General features: G+C 58.6%; 15 protein-coding genes. 14 read left to right on the top strand and 1 reads right to left on the bottom strand.

Translation table 11 applies throughout. From position 1 onward, the window contains the following. The first annotated feature begins 16 nt into the window (after positions 1 to 16). The 12 genes from hinT to tyrA all read left to right on the top strand — a co-directional run bounded on the left by hinT (position 17) and on the right by tyrA (position 12,472). Positions 17 to 367 (top strand): purine nucleoside phosphoramidase, encoded by a 351-nt coding sequence (gene hinT / locus AB5Y73_RS03585; protein WP_181497201.1) that lies wholly within the window; start codon positions 17 to 19, stop codon positions 365 to 367. Further along, positions 367 to 1,803, top strand: a complete 1,437-nt coding sequence (locus AB5Y73_RS03580) for a COG3014 family protein (protein ID WP_181497200.1) — start codon at positions 367 to 369, stop codon at positions 1,801 to 1,803. Before hinT ends, AB5Y73_RS03580 begins: the two co-directional genes overlap by 1 nt. An 83-nt stretch (positions 1,804 to 1,886) precedes the next feature. Then, positions 1,887 to 2,285: a YcfL family protein gene (locus AB5Y73_RS03575; protein ID WP_005334038.1), complete on the top strand. Its 399-nt coding sequence runs from the start codon at positions 1,887 to 1,889 to the stop codon at positions 2,283 to 2,285. Continuing rightward, positions 2,285 to 2,881, top strand: coding sequence for a penicillin-binding protein activator LpoB (lpoB, locus tag AB5Y73_RS03570; protein WP_181497199.1), 597 nt, complete (start codon positions 2,285 to 2,287; stop codon positions 2,879 to 2,881). Before AB5Y73_RS03575 ends, lpoB begins: the two co-directional genes overlap by 1 nt. Before the next feature lie 10 nt (positions 2,882 to 2,891). Then, positions 2,892 to 3,716, top strand: a complete 825-nt coding sequence (locus AB5Y73_RS03565) for a choline/ethanolamine kinase family protein (protein ID WP_236095697.1) — start codon at positions 2,892 to 2,894, stop codon at positions 3,714 to 3,716. A gap of 3 nt (positions 3,717 to 3,719) precedes the next feature. Then, entirely contained in the window at positions 3,720 to 4,577 is an 858-nt protein-coding gene (locus AB5Y73_RS03560; RefSeq protein ID WP_181497197.1) for a DUF6279 family lipoprotein, read from the top strand. Positions 4,578 to 4,673: 96 nt separating this feature from the next. Then, positions 4,674 to 5,108, top strand: a complete 435-nt coding sequence (locus AB5Y73_RS03555) for a hypothetical protein (RefSeq protein WP_005334044.1) — start codon at positions 4,674 to 4,676, stop codon at positions 5,106 to 5,108. Between the two features lie 158 nt (positions 5,109 to 5,266). Next, positions 5,267 to 7,069 carry a protein translocase subunit SecD gene (gene secD, locus AB5Y73_RS03550; protein ID WP_181497196.1) on the top strand — a complete coding sequence of 601 codons (1,803 nt, stop codon included), beginning with the start codon at positions 5,267 to 5,269 and terminating at the stop codon, positions 7,067 to 7,069. Between the two features lie 150 nt (positions 7,070 to 7,219). Beyond that, on the top strand, positions 7,220 to 8,137 hold the full coding sequence (gene secF, locus AB5Y73_RS03545; RefSeq protein ID WP_005334046.1) for a protein translocase subunit SecF: 918 nt from the start codon (positions 7,220 to 7,222) through the stop codon (positions 8,135 to 8,137). A 288-nt stretch (positions 8,138 to 8,425) separates the two neighbouring features. Next, the gene (gene glgC, locus AB5Y73_RS03540) at positions 8,426 to 9,727 is read left to right on the top strand and encodes a glucose-1-phosphate adenylyltransferase (protein WP_107685183.1); all 1,302 of its coding nucleotides are present in this window, start codon (positions 8,426 to 8,428) and stop codon (positions 9,725 to 9,727) included. Between the two features lie 408 nt (positions 9,728 to 10,135). Beyond that, entirely contained in the window at positions 10,136 to 11,209 is a 1,074-nt protein-coding gene (locus AB5Y73_RS03535; protein ID WP_118853629.1) for a 3-deoxy-7-phosphoheptulonate synthase, read from the top strand. Between the two features lie 135 nt (positions 11,210 to 11,344). Then, the gene (gene tyrA, locus AB5Y73_RS03530; RefSeq protein WP_118853628.1) at positions 11,345 to 12,472 is read left to right on the top strand and encodes a bifunctional chorismate mutase/prephenate dehydrogenase; all 1,128 of its coding nucleotides are present in this window, start codon (positions 11,345 to 11,347) and stop codon (positions 12,470 to 12,472) included. Positions 12,473 to 13,048: 576 nt separating this feature from the next. On the opposite strand, the gene AB5Y73_RS03525 is transcribed toward tyrA, so the two are convergent. Continuing rightward, positions 13,049 to 14,086: a porin gene (locus AB5Y73_RS03525; protein ID WP_021231018.1), complete on the bottom strand. Its 1,038-nt coding sequence runs from the start codon at positions 14,084 to 14,086 to the stop codon at positions 13,049 to 13,051. 395 nt (positions 14,087 to 14,481) lie between these two features. Here AB5Y73_RS03525 and dinG point away from each other — a divergent pair, with 395 nt between their 5' ends. Both dinG and AB5Y73_RS03515 read left to right on the top strand, forming a co-directional pair. After that, positions 14,482 to 16,554, top strand: a complete 2,073-nt coding sequence (gene dinG / locus AB5Y73_RS03520) for an ATP-dependent DNA helicase DinG (protein ID WP_118853627.1) — start codon at positions 14,482 to 14,484, stop codon at positions 16,552 to 16,554. Positions 16,555 to 16,696: 142 nt separating this feature from the next. After that, the gene (locus tag AB5Y73_RS03515) at positions 16,697 to 17,356 is read left to right on the top strand and encodes a DUF2057 domain-containing protein (protein ID WP_118853626.1); all 660 of its coding nucleotides are present in this window, start codon (positions 16,697 to 16,699) and stop codon (positions 17,354 to 17,356) included. Positions 17,357 to 17,442 lie beyond the last annotated feature (86 nt).

Below are 17,442 nucleotides of genomic sequence, written 5' to 3'. Positions count from 1 at the left end.
TATAAGGGAGTTAGCCATGGCGCAAGAAACCATTTTCAGCAAAATCATCCGTAAAGAGATCCCCGCCGACATCCTTTATCAAGACGATCTGGTCACCGCATTCCGGGATATCCAGCCCAAGGCCAAAACCCATATTCTAATCATCCCCAATGTGCTGATCCCCACCGTCAATGACGTGGAAGCCGAACATGAACTGGCCCTTGGCCGGATGTTCACCGTGGCCCGCAAACTGGCCACCGAGGCGGGCATCGCCGAAGATGGCTACCGCCTCATCATGAACTGCAACCGCCACGGCGGGCAGGAGGTCTACCACATCCACATGCATCTGGTCGGTGGCCAGCCGCTGGGACCGCTGCTCAGCCTCTAATGAATCGCAACGCCTCAACCTGCCGCAGCGCCCTGTTGCTCTGCGGCGCCCTGCTGTTGCTGGGAGGCTGCGCCTCCCGCTGGCAGGATATGTTCGTCTCCTACTCCGATCAGATGGTGCCACTGCGCAACCAGCTGCTGCTGGGCCATGCCGCCGAGGCGCTGCCCGAGGTGCGCGACTCCACCCTGGGGGATGACACCTTTGTGCTGGATCGGCTCGAACAGGGGCGCATTGCCTGGCTCGCCGGTCAGGATGCGGGTAGCAAGCAGGCGTTCACCGCCGCCGACAGCCGCCTTCAGTGGGAAGACAATCAGGCCGAATACCGGCTGAGCCACGGTCTGGATCAGGTGGGCAGTCTGCTCACCAACGATCAGTCGATGGCCTATCTCACCCCCGATTACGAACGCACCATGCTGCATCACTATCTGGCCCTCAACTACCTGCAACGGGGTGATGCCGATGGCGCCCTGGTGGAGGTGCGCCGGGCCAATCAGGTGCAGGAGCAGGCCCTGAAACGGCGAGCCGATGAGGTACGCAAGGCAAAGGATGAGAGCGAAGAGGCCGAAGCAGAAGGCGAGATGCGCCAGCTGATGTCGCGCGGCGCACCGGATCTCGACCGGTTGATCGGCAAGGTCAAGAACGGTTTTCAGAACGCCTACACCTTCTACTTTTCTGCCGTGCTCTATGAGGCGGCCGGGGATCTCAACGACGCCTGGGTCGACTATCAACGCGGCTACCAGATAGCGCCGGACAACCGCAGCCTGCAAGATGCCTTGCTGCGTCTGGCGCGGCTGCGTGGCTCACCGGACGAGATCCGCGAGACAGAGAAAAAGATAGGCCGCAAAGCGCCATTGCCAGCTAAAAATCAGGGCCAATTGGTGGTGCTGTTTGAAGATGGTTTGATCCCGGCACGGCGCGAACTGTTCCTGCCTCTGCCCATCTCCACCTCCCGCGGCGATTTTCGCACCTTTACCGTCGCCATCCCCTATTACGATAATCGGGCCAGCGACACCGGCCCGCTGACGGTGGCAGTCGGCAAACAGGTCGAGCAGACCAGCGAGCTGGTCAGGCTGGAAGCGCTGGCCGCCAAAGATCTGCAGGAGCGGCTGCCCGGCATGCTGACCCGCCAGGCGCTGCGACTGGTGGCCAAGGAGCAGATGCGCCGCACCGCCGCCAAAGAGGGAGGGGATGTGGGCAATATTCTGGTGGGGATCTTCAACACCCTCTCGGAGCGGGCCGATACCCGCAGCTGGCTGACGCTGCCAGCTCAGGCATCGAGCTGGCAAGGAATAGTGCCGGCTGGTGACATCAATCTCACCCTGGGCGCAGGGGCAGCGCAGCGGCAATTGCCGCTCACCATCCACAAGGGACGCACCACCCTGGTCTGGGTACAGCGCCTCGGCGCCGGTCTGACCACCCGGGTGATGCCGCTCTGAGCAGATGGCGAAGAGAGATGAGCAAGACAATTAACCGGGCAGGCTCACACGCGGCCCCACTCACCCCGATTAAGGAGAGCAAGATGAAAGCATACGGGTTGGCCCTCGGGCTCGCGCTGCTGCTGACCGGCTGTGCCACCAACACCTCCGGCGTGGCGCTCTATGGCCCGGCGGGCGGTGCACCCACGCTGGAGCAGCATCAAAACGTCAACGTCACCCTGACCGAGCTGAGCCGCCGCCAGCAAAATGGCCTGCTGCAGGTCAATGTGGCCGCCGCCAGCACCCAGCGCGGCGATAACAAGCTGCAATATATCTTCTATTGGTATGATGAGGCCGGTCAGGAGGTCGCCAGCGATGGCCGCGGCTGGACCCCCATCAAGCTGCATGGCTATCAGACCCGCACCCTCTCGGCCCTGGCGCCCAGCCCGGCGGCGCAGGGTTACCGGATTTACGTACGCGAAGTGATTGAGGAATCCTACTGATGAAAATGAATCATGCCCTGCTGATATTGACCGGCGCCTTGCTCTTGGGCGGCTGCTCCAGCACCACCGTCAGCTATGGCGATCCCACTGAAACCGAAACCGTCACCGTCGATTACGGCTCAAGCGACCTGCAGGCCATCGCCGACAAGATGGCGGACTCCATGCTAGCCACCCCTGCCACCAGCGAGATCACCGCAGGCGGTCGTCCGGTGATGTTTATGGACTCCATCCGCAACAAGACCTCCGAGCACATCGATACCGAAGCCATCACCGATAGCATCCGCACCAAGTTGCTGCGGGCCGGCAAGTTCCGCTTCGTCGACATGAGCAAGGTGGCCGCCGTCAAGCAGCAGCTCGAATACCAGCAGGGCAGCGGCATGGTGGATACTGCCTCCATGGTGCGTCTGGGCAAGCAGACTGGTGCCCGCTACATGGTCTATGGCAACCTCGCTAGCATCGTCAAAGACAATGGGAAGGTGAAGGATGTCTACTACCAGATGACCATGAACCTGATGGATCTGCAAAACGGCGAACTGCTGTGGGCTGACCAGAAAGAGATCCGCAAACAGGCGAAGAAATCCACCTTTGGCTGGTAACAGGCTCCTGGTGACAGGCAACTGTGATCCGCTACTGGCCAGCCTACCCGCCCCCTGGCGGGAGGGGCTGCTGGAACCACTCGGGTTAGGTCTGACCAACTGCAACTATCGACTGCGCCTCCCCTCGGGGCGCAGTTACTTTTTGCGTCAGGGCCACTCCGACCCGGTGCGCCTTGGCATCGACCGTCCCACCGAGTGGCAGCTTTATCAGGGAGCGATGGCAGAAGGGTTGGCGCTACCCTGCCACTATGGCGATCCCGCCAGCGGTCTGATGCTGCTCGAATGGTGCGATGAGCCAAACTGGGTACACGCGGCGCCACCAGCAGTCGATCAGCCCCGTCTGCTGGCTGAGGTGCTGCGCAAGCTCCATCGCCTGCCGCTACCTGCGGTGGTGATGGCGGTGCGAGCCCACGCCGCGGGCTATCGCGCCAGACTGGCCCACATCCCCTCCTGGCTGCCCGCCCTGGAGCGGAGCTTGCTCGTCAGCAGTGAGCCAAATGATTGCTGGCGCCCTTGCCACCATGATCTCAATCCGGCTAACTTGTTGGGAAGCAAACCCTGGGTCATCGACTGGGAGTATGGCGCGGCAGGTCACCCCGGCTTTGAGCTCGCCAGCATCCAGCGCACCCATGAGTGGCCCGCCGAGCGGCGCGACGAGCTGGAAGTGCACTATCTGCAGGCCGTGCCGCGCCACCAGTGGCCCAATTTTCAGAGCGAGGCTTTTTTACCCTGGGTCGACTATATCGGCCTGCTCTGGGCCCTGCTGATGGCAGAGCAACAGCCCTCACTCGACTATGACACCCTGATCGCCATCAACCGGCAACGACTGGAGTAACAGATGATAAACAAGGTGCGCTGGCACAAGCCGAAAACCTGGGGTCTGCTGCTGATCGGCCTGCTGCTGACCGGCTGCTCCACTCGGGTGATCTACTACTGGCTCGATACCGCCATCATCTGGCAGCTGGATGACTACTTTGCCCTCTCCTATTCGCAGAAGGATCTGCTCAGCCGCGAAGTGAAGGGGCTGATGGCCTGGCATCGCCAACACGAGCTGCCGCGCTACGCCAAGGATCTCGACGCGCTGGCTAAGGCAGTGGCCAGCCCCATGACGCCGGAGCAGATCTCGACCAATCTCGATGCGGTGCAGCAGAGCCTGACCCGCACACTGGAAAACACCATCCCCCGTGCGGTCAGGCTGGCGCGCACCCTGACCGACGAGCAGGTGGCCCGCTTTATGACCGATCGGGTCAAGCGGCAACAGGAGCGGCAAAAGGACTTTGCCACTGAGCCCAAAGAGCAGATGCTGGCGGAGTTTCGCGACAAGATGAACAAGCGACTCGAGTTCTGGATTGGCGAGGTGAAACCGGCACAGGCGCCACTGGTGGCCCAGTGGGCCGAATGGCAATACGAGCTGATGCCCCCCTGGCTCGAGTTTCAGGAGTCCTGGACCCAGGAGCTGGACAGGCTGATGAAGCAGCGCCAGAGTCCCGACTTTACCCGCGAGCTGACCGACCTGCTGGCCGAGGGGGATGGGCTGATGGATGGCCGCTTTACCGGCTATACCGAACAGTCGTGCCAGCGTACCGTCAACTGGCTGAGCGCCATGAGCCAGTCACTGGATATCTCCCAGCGGGCCCATCTCTACTCCCTGCTCAAGGGCTATTCCCGCGACTTCAAGCAGATGAGCGGCAGCTGACGAGCGGCATCGAATGGTGCCATGAGCCCGGGGCAACCTTGTTCAAACCGGGCGCTTATGGTAGTTTGCCCTTTCTATTTATCGGGAATTAACTTTTTGCGCCTTATCGACAAAGTAAAACTGGTGCTGGTAACTCTGGTTATCGCCCTCACCCTGCTTTGTTCCATCGCCCGAATGGAAGGCCCGTTGCTACCCGCATCTCCCCAGAGTGAACAGCAGCAGACTCAGGTGTTCAATCAGCTTAGCGACAGCGATGATGGCATCATCAAGTTTGTCGGCAGCCATCAGAATCACCTGCTGCGTCTCGAACAATCCCTGCGCAGTGACAACCAGCCCAAGAGTGTGGTCTACGAGCTGATCCAGAGCTGGTCGGCCCAGGCCATCCTGCTGTTGCTGCTCGGCTGGCTGATGCTGGCCCCCGAGCTCTATCACAAACAGAGTTTTCGCGATCGCTTCGGTGCGATCCACCGGCGCCATCTACAGCGCCAACATCTGCAATATCGCTTCACCCAGAGCTATCTGAGCGCCTGACCCCGGAGGGGCTGGCACATCCACTGTTTGCTCATCTCCTCTTCCTGACGGATCCGGCGGCTGCCTGATCCGCATCTGATGCATCCCATTTTTTGCGCCTTGCCGAGCCTTGTTGCTATCGGCCTAGGCACCATTCTCCTGACAGAGGCTTGTTTGCCATGAGAAAGAGCAATCGCACCGTTCTCAACCGCATGAGCAAGTGGCAGTACGCACTGCTGCTGTTGATGCTGTTGACCTTTACCTTTTACTCCCTGCCCACCTTTTTTGGTGAGCAGCCCTCCCTCGGCCTGCACGGACAGCCGCGCCTGACCACCCAGCAACAGATGCTGCTGAGCGACAAACACCTGACCCCGCTCAAGGTGATCGAGCAACCTGAGCGAGTCGAGCTGGTCTTTGCCAGCCAGGGTGAACAGCAGCGCGCCAAGCAGTTGCTGGAGCTGCAAGGGGTCGACAGTGCCGCCCTGACCCTGGAGTTTCACTCCAACGCGCCGGCCTGGATCACTCGCCTCGGCGCCGACCCCATCAAGCTGGGGCTGGACCTGCGTGGCGGCTCCCAGCTGCTGATCGGGGTGGACGTGGATTTTGTCATCGACAACCAGACCAAGAATCTGGTGGACACCCTGCGCACCCGCTTCCGTGAAGCCAATCTGCGCGGCGCCAGCGTCACGCGCAGCGCACAGGGCGCCGTAGCCGTCACCCTGCCGGAGGTCGCCGAACAGGAGAGCTGGCTCTCTATCATCAAAGAGAGTGCCGGTACCCGTCAGGATCAGTGGAAGCTGACCCGCTCCGGCAATGACCTGAAACTGGTGCTGAGCGAGGCGGAGCGTACCCTGCTGGTCAACAACGCCGTGACCCAGAACCTGTCGATCCTGAAAAAACGGATCAATGAGCTCGGCATCGTCGAGGCCTCGGTGGTTCGTCAGGGGCAGGATGGTATCCGTATCGAACTGCCCGGGGTGCACAACCCCAAGCAGGCGAAAGAGGTGATCGGGGCCACCGCCTCGCTGGCCTTCTACGAGGCCAAAGCCGACAGCCACTTCTATATCGCCGATCGCAACGGTCAGGCCGTCGGCATGGCGCGCAAGCCGGTACTCACCGGCGAGCACATCGTCGATGCCCGCGCCAATATGGGCGAAATGGGTCAACCCCAGGTCAATATCGTGCTCGATACCCTGGGTGGCAGCAAGATGAACCAGTTCAGCCGCCAGCATGTGGGCAAGCCGATGGCGACCGTCTTCACCGAGTACAAAACCAACGCTCAGGGTAAATTGCGTGCCCAGAGCGAGGTGATCAACGTCGCCACCATCCAGACCGCCCTTGGCAACCAGTTCCGCATCACCGGCATTGGCAGTCTGCCGGAAGCGCAAGAGCTGGCCATGCTGCTGCGTGCCGGCGCCCTCACCGCCCCGCTCAAGATCCTGGAAGAACGCAGTATTGGCCCGACGCTGGGGATGCAGAATATCGAGGCGGGCTTCACCGCGCTGGCCTTCGGCATGGCGGGCATGATGCTGTTCATGATGGCCTGGTACCGCAAATTCGGCTGGGTTGCCATCACGGCGCTGGTCGCCAACCTGTTGATGCAGGTCGGCATGCTGGCAGTGCTGCCGGGTGCCGTGCTGACCCTGCCGGGGATCGCCGGTCTGGTGCTGACGGTGGGCATGGCGGTAGATACCCATGTGCTGATCTTCGAGCGGATCAGGGATCGGCTGCGAGAGGGTGGCTCACTGGCCAACGCCATCGACTTTGGCTATCGCTCGGCCTTCCACACCATATTCGATGCCAACATCACTACGCTCATCTGCGCCGTGGTGCTCTACTCCATCGGCTCCGGGCCGCTGCAGGGCTTCTCCATCACCCTCATTCTGGGTCTGCTCTCCAGCATGATCACCGGGATCTGGGGGACGCGCGCCATCATCAACCCCCTGTGGGGACGCAGCAGCGAGCGCACGCTGAAGGTGTAACGGGACAGCAGTCCCTCTGATGAGCGGCTTTGGCTGCGCCATCGGCCATGGATATGACCGGAGCGGCCAAAGCAGAACACTATTTCCCGGCGTGTCGCGACACGTCGTGATGGGCCAACAGCCTGATGCTGGCTGGCCAAGGAGAGAATTATGTTGAGAATGATCGTTGCCATGGGGCTGACCCGTTGGCGTTATATCGGCCTGTGGGCTTCCATCCTGCTGACCGTGGCCAGCGTCGCCATCTTGCTGGTGAACGGCCTGACACTGGGGCTCGATTTTACCGGCGGGATCCTGCTGGAGTTTCATATCCAGACCCTGAAAGAGGCCCATGAGCTCAATGCCATGCTGGTCTCCCCGCTGGCGGGAGCCGTTGAGCTGAGCTCGGCCGGTATTCCCGGCGAGTGGCTGATCAAGCTGCCCCCCCACGAACTGCCCTGGCCCGCGGCAGATCTCGCCACCATGCTGACCCAACAGCTGGGGATGCCGGTCGAGTTGCTGCGCACCACCATCGTCGGCCCTCAGGTGGGTGCCGAACTGTTCCAGCAGGGGATGCTGGCCGTGCTGGTCGCTTCGCTGGCGATGTCGGCCTATCTGGCGTTTCGCTTCGAGTGGCGTCAGGCCATCGGCATTCTGCTCTCGGTAGTGCATGACGCCATCGTAGCGCTGGGGCTGCTGTCACTCTTTCAGATCGAATTCGATCTGAACATCATCGCCGGTTTGATGGCGGTGATCGGCTACTCCCTCAACGACAGCATCGTCATCTCGGACAGGCTGCGGGATCTGCTGAGCTCGCGTACCCAGATGGGCATCCACGAATGCTCCGATGTGGCCATCAAGGCGACCTTCAGTCGCACCATGATCACCTCGGGCACCACCCTGTTTACCGTGGGCGCTCTGTTGCTGTTTGGCGGTGACGCCCTCTACGGCTTCTCCTTCACCCTGTTTGCCGGGATCCTGGTGGGCACCGTCTCCTCCATTACCGTCGCCTCGACCGTGCAGGAGCTGCTTGGGCTCACCCCGCAGGCCTACCAGAAGAAGAGCGAGGAGCCACTGGCCAACGCAGCCTGAACCTTGTTAACCAGGCCCGGCTTACCGGGTCTCAACAAACCGGGCCCCTGCCAACCATTGGCTGGGGCTTTTTCATCCCTCCTCTCGGTCTCTCGCCGTCCCTTTTATTGCTCGACTCGCTTCAATTGACAACTGACCATATTGAAAGCAATGACGGATCAACCCGTCATTTTTAATAACAAAAAGGTCATTTTATTACGTCAGAAACCATAAAATGTGACTGAAAGCACTTTCTTGAGGGCTCAAAGGAGGCAACATTGTAGTGATTTATCTACAAAGGGATATGAGATGTTGTTACAGCCTGCCAATACAGCAAAATCCAGACAGTTGCTGAACGAGACCATGGCTTTGGTACTCGCAGGAGGGCGGGGTAGTCGCCTCAAACAGTTAACCGACAACCGTGCAAAACCTGCCGTTCATTTCGGCGGCAAATTCCGCATCATCGATTTCGTGCTCTCCAACTGCATCAACTCCGGCATTCGTCGGGTCGGTGTCGTGACCCAGTACAAATCCCACAGCCTGTTGCGCCATCTCCAATCGGGCTGGTCTTTCCTGCGCTACCAGATGAACGAGTTTATCGATCTGCTCCCTGCCCAGCAGCGGGTGGATGAGGTGAACTGGTATCGGGGTACCGCCGATGCGGTCTACCAGAATCTGGATATCATCCGCGATCACGCCCCCAAATATGTGGTGGTGCTGGCAGGCGACCACATCTACAAGATGGATTACGCCGCCATGCTGCTCGACCACGTCAATATGGGCGCCAAGGTGACCGTTGCCTGCATCGAGGTGCCACGCAGTGAAGCAAGCGCCTTCGGGGTAATGGCGGTGGATGATGATCGCAAGATCAATGCCTTCGTCGAAAAGCCTGCTAACCCGCCCGCCATGCCGGGCAAGGACGACACCGCGCTGGCCTCCATGGGCGTCTATATCTTCGATGCGGAGTATCTCTATCAGCTGCTGGAAGAGGACATTGCCAACGAGCAGTCCCATCACGATTTCGGCATGGACGTGATCCCCCGCGTGGTGAAAGAGGGCACCGCATTCGCTCACCCGTTTGGCATGTCCTGTGTCGGCTGCTGTCCGGATCGCCGCCCCTACTGGCGCGATGTGGGCACTGTGGACTCCTTCTGGGAGGCCAATATGGATCTCGCTTCCGTCACGCCTGAGCTGGATATCTACGATCAGGACTGGCCCATCTGGACCAGTCAGAACATGACTCCTCCCGCCAAGTTCGTGCAGGACCGAAACGGCCAGCACGGCATGACCATCAACTCCATGTTTGCCGGGGGCACCATCGTCAGTGGCTCTTTCATCCTGAGTTCGGTGCTCTTTACCAATGTGCGGGTCGACTCCTTCTGCACCCTGGATCAGGCCGTTATCTTCCCGGGTGTGGAGATTGGTGCCGGTTGCCGACTGCGCCGGGTGGTGATCGACAAGGGGTGCAAACTGCCGGAAGGCACGGTGATAGGTGAAAACGCCGATGAAGATGCACGTCGCTTCCACCGCTCCGAGCAGGGCATTGTGCTGGTCACCCAGGGGATGCTCACTCGCCTGAACAAAGAGCTGCAGGGAAAACAAAAGCGCTGATCCGCAGCCAGACGGGATCCCCCTTCCTACCGCAAAGGGAGCCATGATGGCTCCCTCTTTCTATGGCTGACCAGATAGCCACCTCACACCATCATTGCCATCGCGTGCAGTCTCCCAGAGATACCATTTACTGTGGGTAAACAGCTGGGCAACGCAGCCTTCACGCCCTCAAACCGTAAACATCAAATTACAACAAACCCCTTAACCCTCCGAAAAACCCTCTGTATTATTCCTGTTCGCGCTATATAGTAGCTCCTTTATCTGACTTTTTAGCGGTAAACCCACTAGTTTCACTTGATTGTTTGTTTTTCCTTGGTAAGGTGATGGCGGTTGCGTAACAAAGTAGGTACCAGTGTAAATATATAGGTACAACCGCTTTTGGCTTAATACAGTAGAGAGAATGAAATCATGCAAAGAGACCCCCTGAACAACATCCATATCCAGTCCGAACAAGTGATGATCACGCCTGCCCAGCTCAAGGAGAAGTTACCCATCTCCGACAAGGCGCTGGCATTCGTGCAAGGGGCCCGCAATACCATCGCCGATATCATTCACCGCCGCGATCACCGGCTGCTGGTGATCTGTGGTCCCTGCTCCATCCACGACATGGACGCTGCCAAAGAGTACGCAACCAGACTCAAAGCGCTGCATGATGCCTATCAGGACTCTCTCTACATTGTCATGCGGGTCTACTTTGAGAAACCGCGCACCACGGTCGGCTGGAAAGGCTTTATCAACGACCCCAATCTGGATGGCACCTTCGATGTAGAGCTGGGGCTGCACCGTGCCCGCGAGCTGCTCTGCTGGCTGGCGGAGCTGGAGTTGCCGCTGGCCACCGAAGCGCTCGACCCCATCAGCCCGCAATACCTGGCCGAGCTCTTCTCCTGGTCAGCCATCGGCGCCCGCACCACCGAATCCCAGACCCACAGGGAGATGGCGTCCGGTCTCTCCATGCCGGTCGGCTTCAAGAACGGCACCGACGGCAACCTGGGGACTGCCATCAATGCGCTGCAGGCGGCCTCCTCCCCTCACGCCTTTATGGGGATCAACCAGCAGGGCCAGGTTGCGCTGCTGCAGACCCAGGGCAACCCGGATGGCCACGTGATCCTGCGCGGCGGCAAACATCCCAACTATGACTCGGTCAACGTGTCGCTGGCGGAAGAGGCGCTGGAGAAAGCGCACCTGCTGCCGAGCCTTGTGGTGGATTGCAGCCACGGCAACTCCAGCAAAGATCACCGTTTGCAACCCAAGGTGGCCGATAACGTCATCCACCAGATCCAGGAGGGCAACCGCTCCATCATCGGGGTTATGCTCGAATCCAACCTGTTTGAGGGCAACCAGTCCAGCGAGCAGCCCAAGCAGCAGATGCGCTACGGGGTCTCCATCACCGATGCCTGCATCGACTGGGACACCACCGCCACCCTGCTGGCCCGCTGCCACAACCAGCTGGCTGACCCCCTCAAAGGCAGAACTGCACGATAAGCCGTGGTATCTTGTCGTAACCTATTGAACAATCTGGGTATCACCGCTGGTGGCATCAAACCGCTCATGCCGTGATACCTTGTTGCATCTTGATTTTCAGGGCGCCGCCGCTCGCGGCGCCAGCAGGGACTGGATATGGCTGAAGAGTTGAATGTACTCAGGGACAAGATAGATGCGGTGGACAAGCAGCTGATCGATCTGCTGGCCGCCCGTCTGGCCCTGGTGGGAGAAGTGGGTGAGGTAAAGAGCCGCCACGGCCTGCCCATCTATGCACCGGATCGGGAAGCGAGCATGCTGGCCCGCCGCCGCGCCGAGGCCGAGCAGTTGGGGGTACCCGGCGATCTCATCGAAGACGTGCTGCGCCGGGTGATGCGCGAATCTTACGCCAGTGAAAAAGATACTGGCTTCAAGTGTATGAAGCCGGACCTTGGCAAGGTGGTCATCATCGGCGGTCAGGGCCAGCTTGGCCGGCTGTTCGGTCATATGTTCAGCCTCTCCGGCTACCGGGTCGAGACGCTGGAACAAGCAGACTGGCCGCGCGCTGACGAGATCCTCGCCGGAGCCGGTCTGGTGATGGTGGCGGTGCCCATCGATATCACCTGCCAAATCATCGACCGCCTCGGCAACCTGCCCGCCCACTGCCTGCTGGTTGATGTCACCAGCGTGAAAGCGGCGCCGATCGAGCACATGCAGGCTGTGCACCGGGGTCCTGTGCTGGGGCTGCACCCCATGTTCGGGCCGGATGTGGCGAGCCTTGCCAAGCAGGTGATCGTCTGCTGTCAGGGGCGCGACGGCGCCGCCAGCCAGTGGCTGCTGGATCAGATGACTATCTGGGGCGCCCGCTTGCAACAGGTAGAAGCCAAGGCCCACGATGAGGCGATGACCCTCATTCAGGCACTGCGTCACTTCGCCACCTTTGCCTATGGCTGGCACCTCTCCCGGGAGCAGGCCAATCTGGATCGCCTGCTGAGTTTGAGCTCCCCCATCTACCGGCTGGAGCTCGCCATGGTGGGGCGGCTGTTCGCTCAGGATCCCCACCTCTATGCCGACATCATTTTGTCGTCACCGCAGAATCTGGCGATGATCCGTCGCTACTACCAAAACTTCGGCGACGCGCTGGGGCTCTTGGAGCGAGGGGACAGGGACGGTTTCATCGAGGCCTTCTCGCAAGTCTCCGGTTTCTTCGGCGAGCATGCCGACCAGTTCCTGCGTGAAAGCCGCATGCTGCTGGCCCAGGCCAACGACCGCCGCCAACACGGCTAATCCTGCAAAAGCCGCTAACTCATATCGCCAGAATGGGAAGATGCCTGGGCATCTTCCCATTTTATTTGTTACCGATTTAAACACTGACGTCAGTCACGCTCGGCCTTACGTCGCCCCCCCCTGACTGGCTTCAATATCCTACTCTAGCGCGGCCTCACATCCAGCAAGTATGCCTCCTCAATATCCACGCAATCCGCGCAAATAGCACCGCCCCTTGCAAGGGCAGCCAGATACTCACGGTCAAACCAAGCTGCTACGAGCAATTGCTGTATGACGCAAAGGAGAGCAGTGCCTCCCATCAAAGAGATAAGCAGGAAGCAGGAAGCAGGAAGCAGGAAGCAGGAAGCAGGAAGCAGGAAGCAGGAAGCAGGAAGCAGGAAGCAGGAAGCAGGAAGCAGGAAGCAGGAGAGATTAATCGAGACAGATGGTTTGCCAAACATCACGTAACACAGCAATCCGGCGATTTATCATGGCGCCAATCCGCTGTCGCCAAAAAAGAAAATGGCCGAGAAATTATCTCGGCCATTCGTAGCTTGGTCAAAGACTCAAGCCTGGATATTACTCATGTGCAACTTATTAGAAGTTGTACTGCAGAGCAACAGTCCACTCGTCGTCTTGCTTGTCGATGCCCTGGATCTTGTACTCGGTGTAAGCTTTCAGCTTCGGAGTGAAGGCATACTGAACACCCAGCAGGGTCTCGTCAACCAAGTCCTTGTAAGTAGAACCGGCAGCTTGAGCGTTAGCCTTGCCTTCTTTGAAGTTGTAGCCAGCCAGGAAGGTCCAAGCGTCTACGTTGTAAGAAGCAGCCAGCTCGTAACCACGGCCGTCATCTTTCATGCCCAGGCTCTTGTTCTTCACTTCGCCTTCAGTGTAAACACCAGCGAAGTAGAAACCATTGATAGCGTAGTGCGCGCCGACAGCCCACTCGTCTTTCTTACCAGTGTGGCCATTAACTTTGTTTTGCAGGTCAGAGTAGGCATAACCGGCATTGAAGCCCAGACCGAAGTCAAAGTCATAACCAGCAGCTACGCCGTAAGCTTTCTTACGCTTAACGTCTTTACCCCAAATAGCGTCTTCTTTGATCTTCTGACCAACGTCAGTGATTTTGACCGCTACGTCATCGTTGGTTTGGTAGGAAACTTTACCTTTGAAACCACCGAAGGTGTTGGAGTAGATGATTTGACCTTCTTGACGACCGTCATAGAAGTTACCGGCATCGCCCCACTCGTTGAAAATATCGGTCGGCTCGAGTACGTCGTAGAAAGCAGTATCGGTCTGACCGAAGATGATTTTACCGTACTGGGAACCATCAAAACCGGCATAGATGTGACGCGGATCGATGTCGCTGGTATTGCTACCAGAGTTTTCAGCAGCTACTTGCCACTCGGTTTTAGCAATGGCAGACCAAGTGTTGTTCAGAGCTACTTTACCAGACCAGCCCAGACGGGTTGCACCAACCAGTTCTGCTGATTTGTCGTTAGCTTCGCCGTAGTAGTTAGCCTGTACACGGCCGTATACGTCGAAAGTGGTACCGTCTTTGTCATAGATCACTGCGGCGTTAGCAGCGGATGCAAACAGAGCCGGAATAGCAATAGCCAGAATTGTCTTTTTCATAGTTTCCAATGCCTACTGTAATTAAACACTAAGTTGTTGTTATTCCCTGTGTTAGCGATGTTCTTTGCATCACTATGCCGCCGAGACTAGCACCGGATTTTTTGAACCGCAATGAAAAAACTTGGAACTTTTTACGGAAACCATAGTCATGGAGGCAAAAATGTGAGCCAAGTCTCACCTGACGGCAAGGCAAAAGGAAAACGTTTACAACTAATTCTGCTGATTATTTGGACTCAAATAGTCTGATTTGCATGCAAATAACGCTAACTACCTGATAAACAACCAAAGTGGTCTGATCAGCGTAAAACTGCCGTGATAATGGCTGCTGCCTCGACCTCACCGAGGGGTTGCGGGTATCCTTGTTCTTCGATTAACCCCTAACTGGCCTTCTCTTCATGCTCTCTACTCGCCTTAAAGCCACCATTCGTCAAACCTATCGCCAGATTGCGGATGGATTACCCGGTTTTGTGCCGCGCAAAGAGCAGAACTTTCTGGTGGCAGAGATAGCCAAAACCCTGACCGGCGAGTACGACAAACAGCGCCGTATTCTGGTTGCCGAAGCGGGAACCGGTATCGGCAAATCTCTCTCCTATGCGCAAGGTGCCATTCCGGTGGCACGACTCACCCAGAAGAGGCTGGTGATCTCCACCGCCACCGTGGCCCTGCAAGAGCAGCTGATCCTCAAAGACCTTCCTTTTTACCACCGCCACAGCGAGCTGCCGTTTCGCTTTATGCTGGTCAAGGGGCGTCAGCGCTACTGCTGCGAGCATCTGCTGGAGCAGGCAGCCAGTGGCGCCGAGATGGCCAACTTCGAGCTCGACTTTGGCAGTCTGAGCAAATCCAAACCATCTGACAGCGACAAAGATCGCTACCAAGCTCTGTGGCAGGCCTACACCAATGGCAAGTGGGACGGGGATCGGGACAACTGGCCGGAGCCCATTCCCGACACTTGCTGGGATCGCATCGCCGCCGACCGCCACACCTGCAACAAGGCGCTGAGCCATCACCAGCACTGCCCCTTTCATCGCGCCCGCAACGACATGGAGAGCGCCGATGTGCTGGTCGTCAACCATGCGCTGCTGCTCTCCGATCTGACCATGGGCGGAGGCATCATTCTGCCGCCCCCTGATGAGTGCATCTATGTGCTGGATGAGGCCCATCACCTGCCCACCATCGCCCGGGATCACGGCGCGGCGTCGGCCAGCGTCAAAGGCTCGCGTCGTTGGCTGGAGAAGCTGGTACAAAGTGCAGGCAAGCTGGCGCGGACGCTTAATAAGGAGAGCCTGCTCGACCCCCAACTCAAACTGCAGGATGCACTGGCCTCCATCCAGCCTGATCTGAAGGCGGTCGAGCAGTGGCTCAGCGCCAACGATCGGCTGTTTGGCAGTGAACCCCACTACCGCTTCGCCGAAGGGGTATTGCCTGATCCCCTGCCCATGCTGGCAGAGAATCTCAAGGAGTCGAGCAAGAAGGCACTACGGGCGCTGGATCGGATGCAGGGGGCCATAGGTGAAGCGCTGAAAGATGGCGAGATCCGCCGCAAGGAGGCCGAACCCCTGCTGGCAGAGAGCGGTTTTCATCTGCAGCGGCTGGAGAGTTTCTGCGCCCTCTGGGAAATGCTGGGGCGCCATGTGCCGACCGGCAAAACCCCGCTCGCCCGCTGGATGGCCAAGAGCGATGACGGCGATATCTGGCTGCACGCCTCACCGATTGAAGTGGGGTATCTGCTGGAGGAGTGGCTCTGGTCGAAATGTCTGGGAGCCGTGCTGGTCTCCGCGACCCTCACAGCACTATCTTCCTTTAGTTATTTTCGCCATCAGGTGGGGCTCAAGGAGCACGACGGTACCCGCTATCTGCGCCTGCGCTCACCCTTCGACTATCAGAAAGCCGAGCTCTATCTGCCCAAGATGGAGCACGAACCCAACTCGCCAGCCTTTACCAACGAACTCATCAGCGTACTGCCACGCATTTTGGCGGGCAAGGAGGCGAGTCTGGTGCTCTTCTCCTCCTACCGCCAGATGAATGAGGTGGCCATTGGCTTGCGAGCCAAGGGACTGTCACTGCTGGTGCAGGGGGAAGCCTCCCGCAATGCCCTGCTCACCCTGCACAAACAAAAGTGCGATGGCGGTCAGGCCAGCATCCTGTTTGGTACCGGCAGCTTCTCGGAGGGGCTGGATCTGCCGGGTCACTATCTTACCAATCTGGTGATCACCAAACTCCCCTTTGCGGTGCCCAACTCGCCGGTCGAGGAGGCCACCGCCGAGTGGGTGGAGCAGCGAGGCGGCAACCCTTTCCTGCAACTGACAGTGCCGGAGGCATCGCGCAAACTGATCCAGGCCTGTGGCCGCCTCATCCGTAAAGAGGCCGATCGGGGACGAGTCACCATTCTTGACCGGCGTCTGCTGACCAAGCGTTATGGCAAGGGGTTACTTGATGCCCTCCCCCCGTTTACACGGCGGATCGAATAAATAAGTCGGCCGCTATTGATAAGCAAACTGACAGCTGCGCAAACATCGAGCACCAGAAAGAGCCATTGCCGCAGTAGGCCAAACCTGTAAAAATGAGCCCCTGTTTTCAGTGGGCAATCGCCTGACTGTTCAAGGAGATGAAATGAAACTGACTGTTCTGGTACCGGCCCTGGCTGGTCTGTTGTGGGCCGGTAGTGCCCTTGCTGATGCCCAATTGGAAGTGTCCACCCCTTATGTCGTCCAGCTGATCGATGGTCAATCCATCAACCCCAAGCTGCTCGACAAAACCAGCACCTTCCCCCTCTCTGCCGGCAAACACCAGTTGGTCGTCGCCTTTGAAGGCAACTACTCCAGCCGCAGCGATATCAAGCTGGTCACCGCCGAGCCGCTGGTGCTGAACTTCACTGCCGCCGACAACCAACAGCTGGTGCTGGACTATAAAAAACCCCGCAACGAAGCCGAAGCCAAGCAGTTTGTCAAAGATCAGAAAGTGGCGCTGAAAGACAAGGTCAGCGGCCAGCAGGTAAGCAGCGAACAGTTCGTGATGCCGAAAGTAGAAGGCTTCCAGCTGACCCGTGACTATCAGCAAGAGCTGATCAACATGGGTAAAGCCTTCAACCAGCCTAAAGCAGTGGCCGTCTCTTCTGCTGCCGTGATGGCTGCCGCCAGCGCACCGGTTCAGGTTGCCCCCAGCAAGGCTCAAAGCAATCCGGAAGCCCTGACCCAGTTGCAAAACTGGTACAATAAGGCAGATGCGGAAACCCGCAAAGCCTTCCAGATCTGGGTTATCCAGCAGCAATAAGCCGGGCTGAGAGATTGACTGAAAGGGGAGCCAAGCTCCCCTTTTCCATATCCTGCGGTCTCACTCACGACGCGTCTTGATTTATG

The sequence above is a fragment of the Aeromonas sp. s7(2024) genome (assembly GCF_040907825.1).
Taxonomy (GTDB): Bacteria; Pseudomonadota; Gammaproteobacteria; order Enterobacterales; family Aeromonadaceae; genus Aeromonas; species Aeromonas veronii.
Note: the sequence above shows the minus strand (reverse complement) of the source record. Positions and strands in the feature narration are given on the sequence as shown.

Coding starts and splice junctions, on each gene's coding strand:
- hinT (WP_181497201.1), top strand. CDS start 17: ATGGCGCAAGAAACCATTTTCAGCAAAATCATCCGTAAAGAGATCCCC.
- AB5Y73_RS03580 (WP_181497200.1), top strand. CDS start 367: ATGAATCGCAACGCCTCAACCTGCCGCAGCGCCCTGTTGCTCTGCGGC.
- AB5Y73_RS03575 (WP_005334038.1), top strand. CDS start 1,887: ATGAAAGCATACGGGTTGGCCCTCGGGCTCGCGCTGCTGCTGACCGGC.
- lpoB (WP_181497199.1), top strand. CDS start 2,285: ATGAAAATGAATCATGCCCTGCTGATATTGACCGGCGCCTTGCTCTTG.
- AB5Y73_RS03560 (WP_181497197.1), top strand. CDS start 3,720: ATGATAAACAAGGTGCGCTGGCACAAGCCGAAAACCTGGGGTCTGCTG.
- secD (WP_181497196.1), top strand. CDS start 5,267: ATGAGAAAGAGCAATCGCACCGTTCTCAACCGCATGAGCAAGTGGCAG.
- secF (WP_005334046.1), top strand. CDS start 7,220: ATGTTGAGAATGATCGTTGCCATGGGGCTGACCCGTTGGCGTTATATC.
- glgC (WP_107685183.1), top strand. CDS start 8,426: ATGTTGTTACAGCCTGCCAATACAGCAAAATCCAGACAGTTGCTGAAC.
- AB5Y73_RS03535 (WP_118853629.1), top strand. CDS start 10,136: ATGCAAAGAGACCCCCTGAACAACATCCATATCCAGTCCGAACAAGTG.
- tyrA (WP_118853628.1), top strand. CDS start 11,345: ATGGCTGAAGAGTTGAATGTACTCAGGGACAAGATAGATGCGGTGGAC.
- AB5Y73_RS03525 (WP_021231018.1), bottom strand. CDS start 14,086: ATGAAAAAGACAATTCTGGCTATTGCTATTCCGGCTCTGTTTGCATCC.
- dinG (WP_118853627.1), top strand. CDS start 14,482: ATGCTCTCTACTCGCCTTAAAGCCACCATTCGTCAAACCTATCGCCAG.
- AB5Y73_RS03515 (WP_118853626.1), top strand. CDS start 16,697: ATGAAACTGACTGTTCTGGTACCGGCCCTGGCTGGTCTGTTGTGGGCC.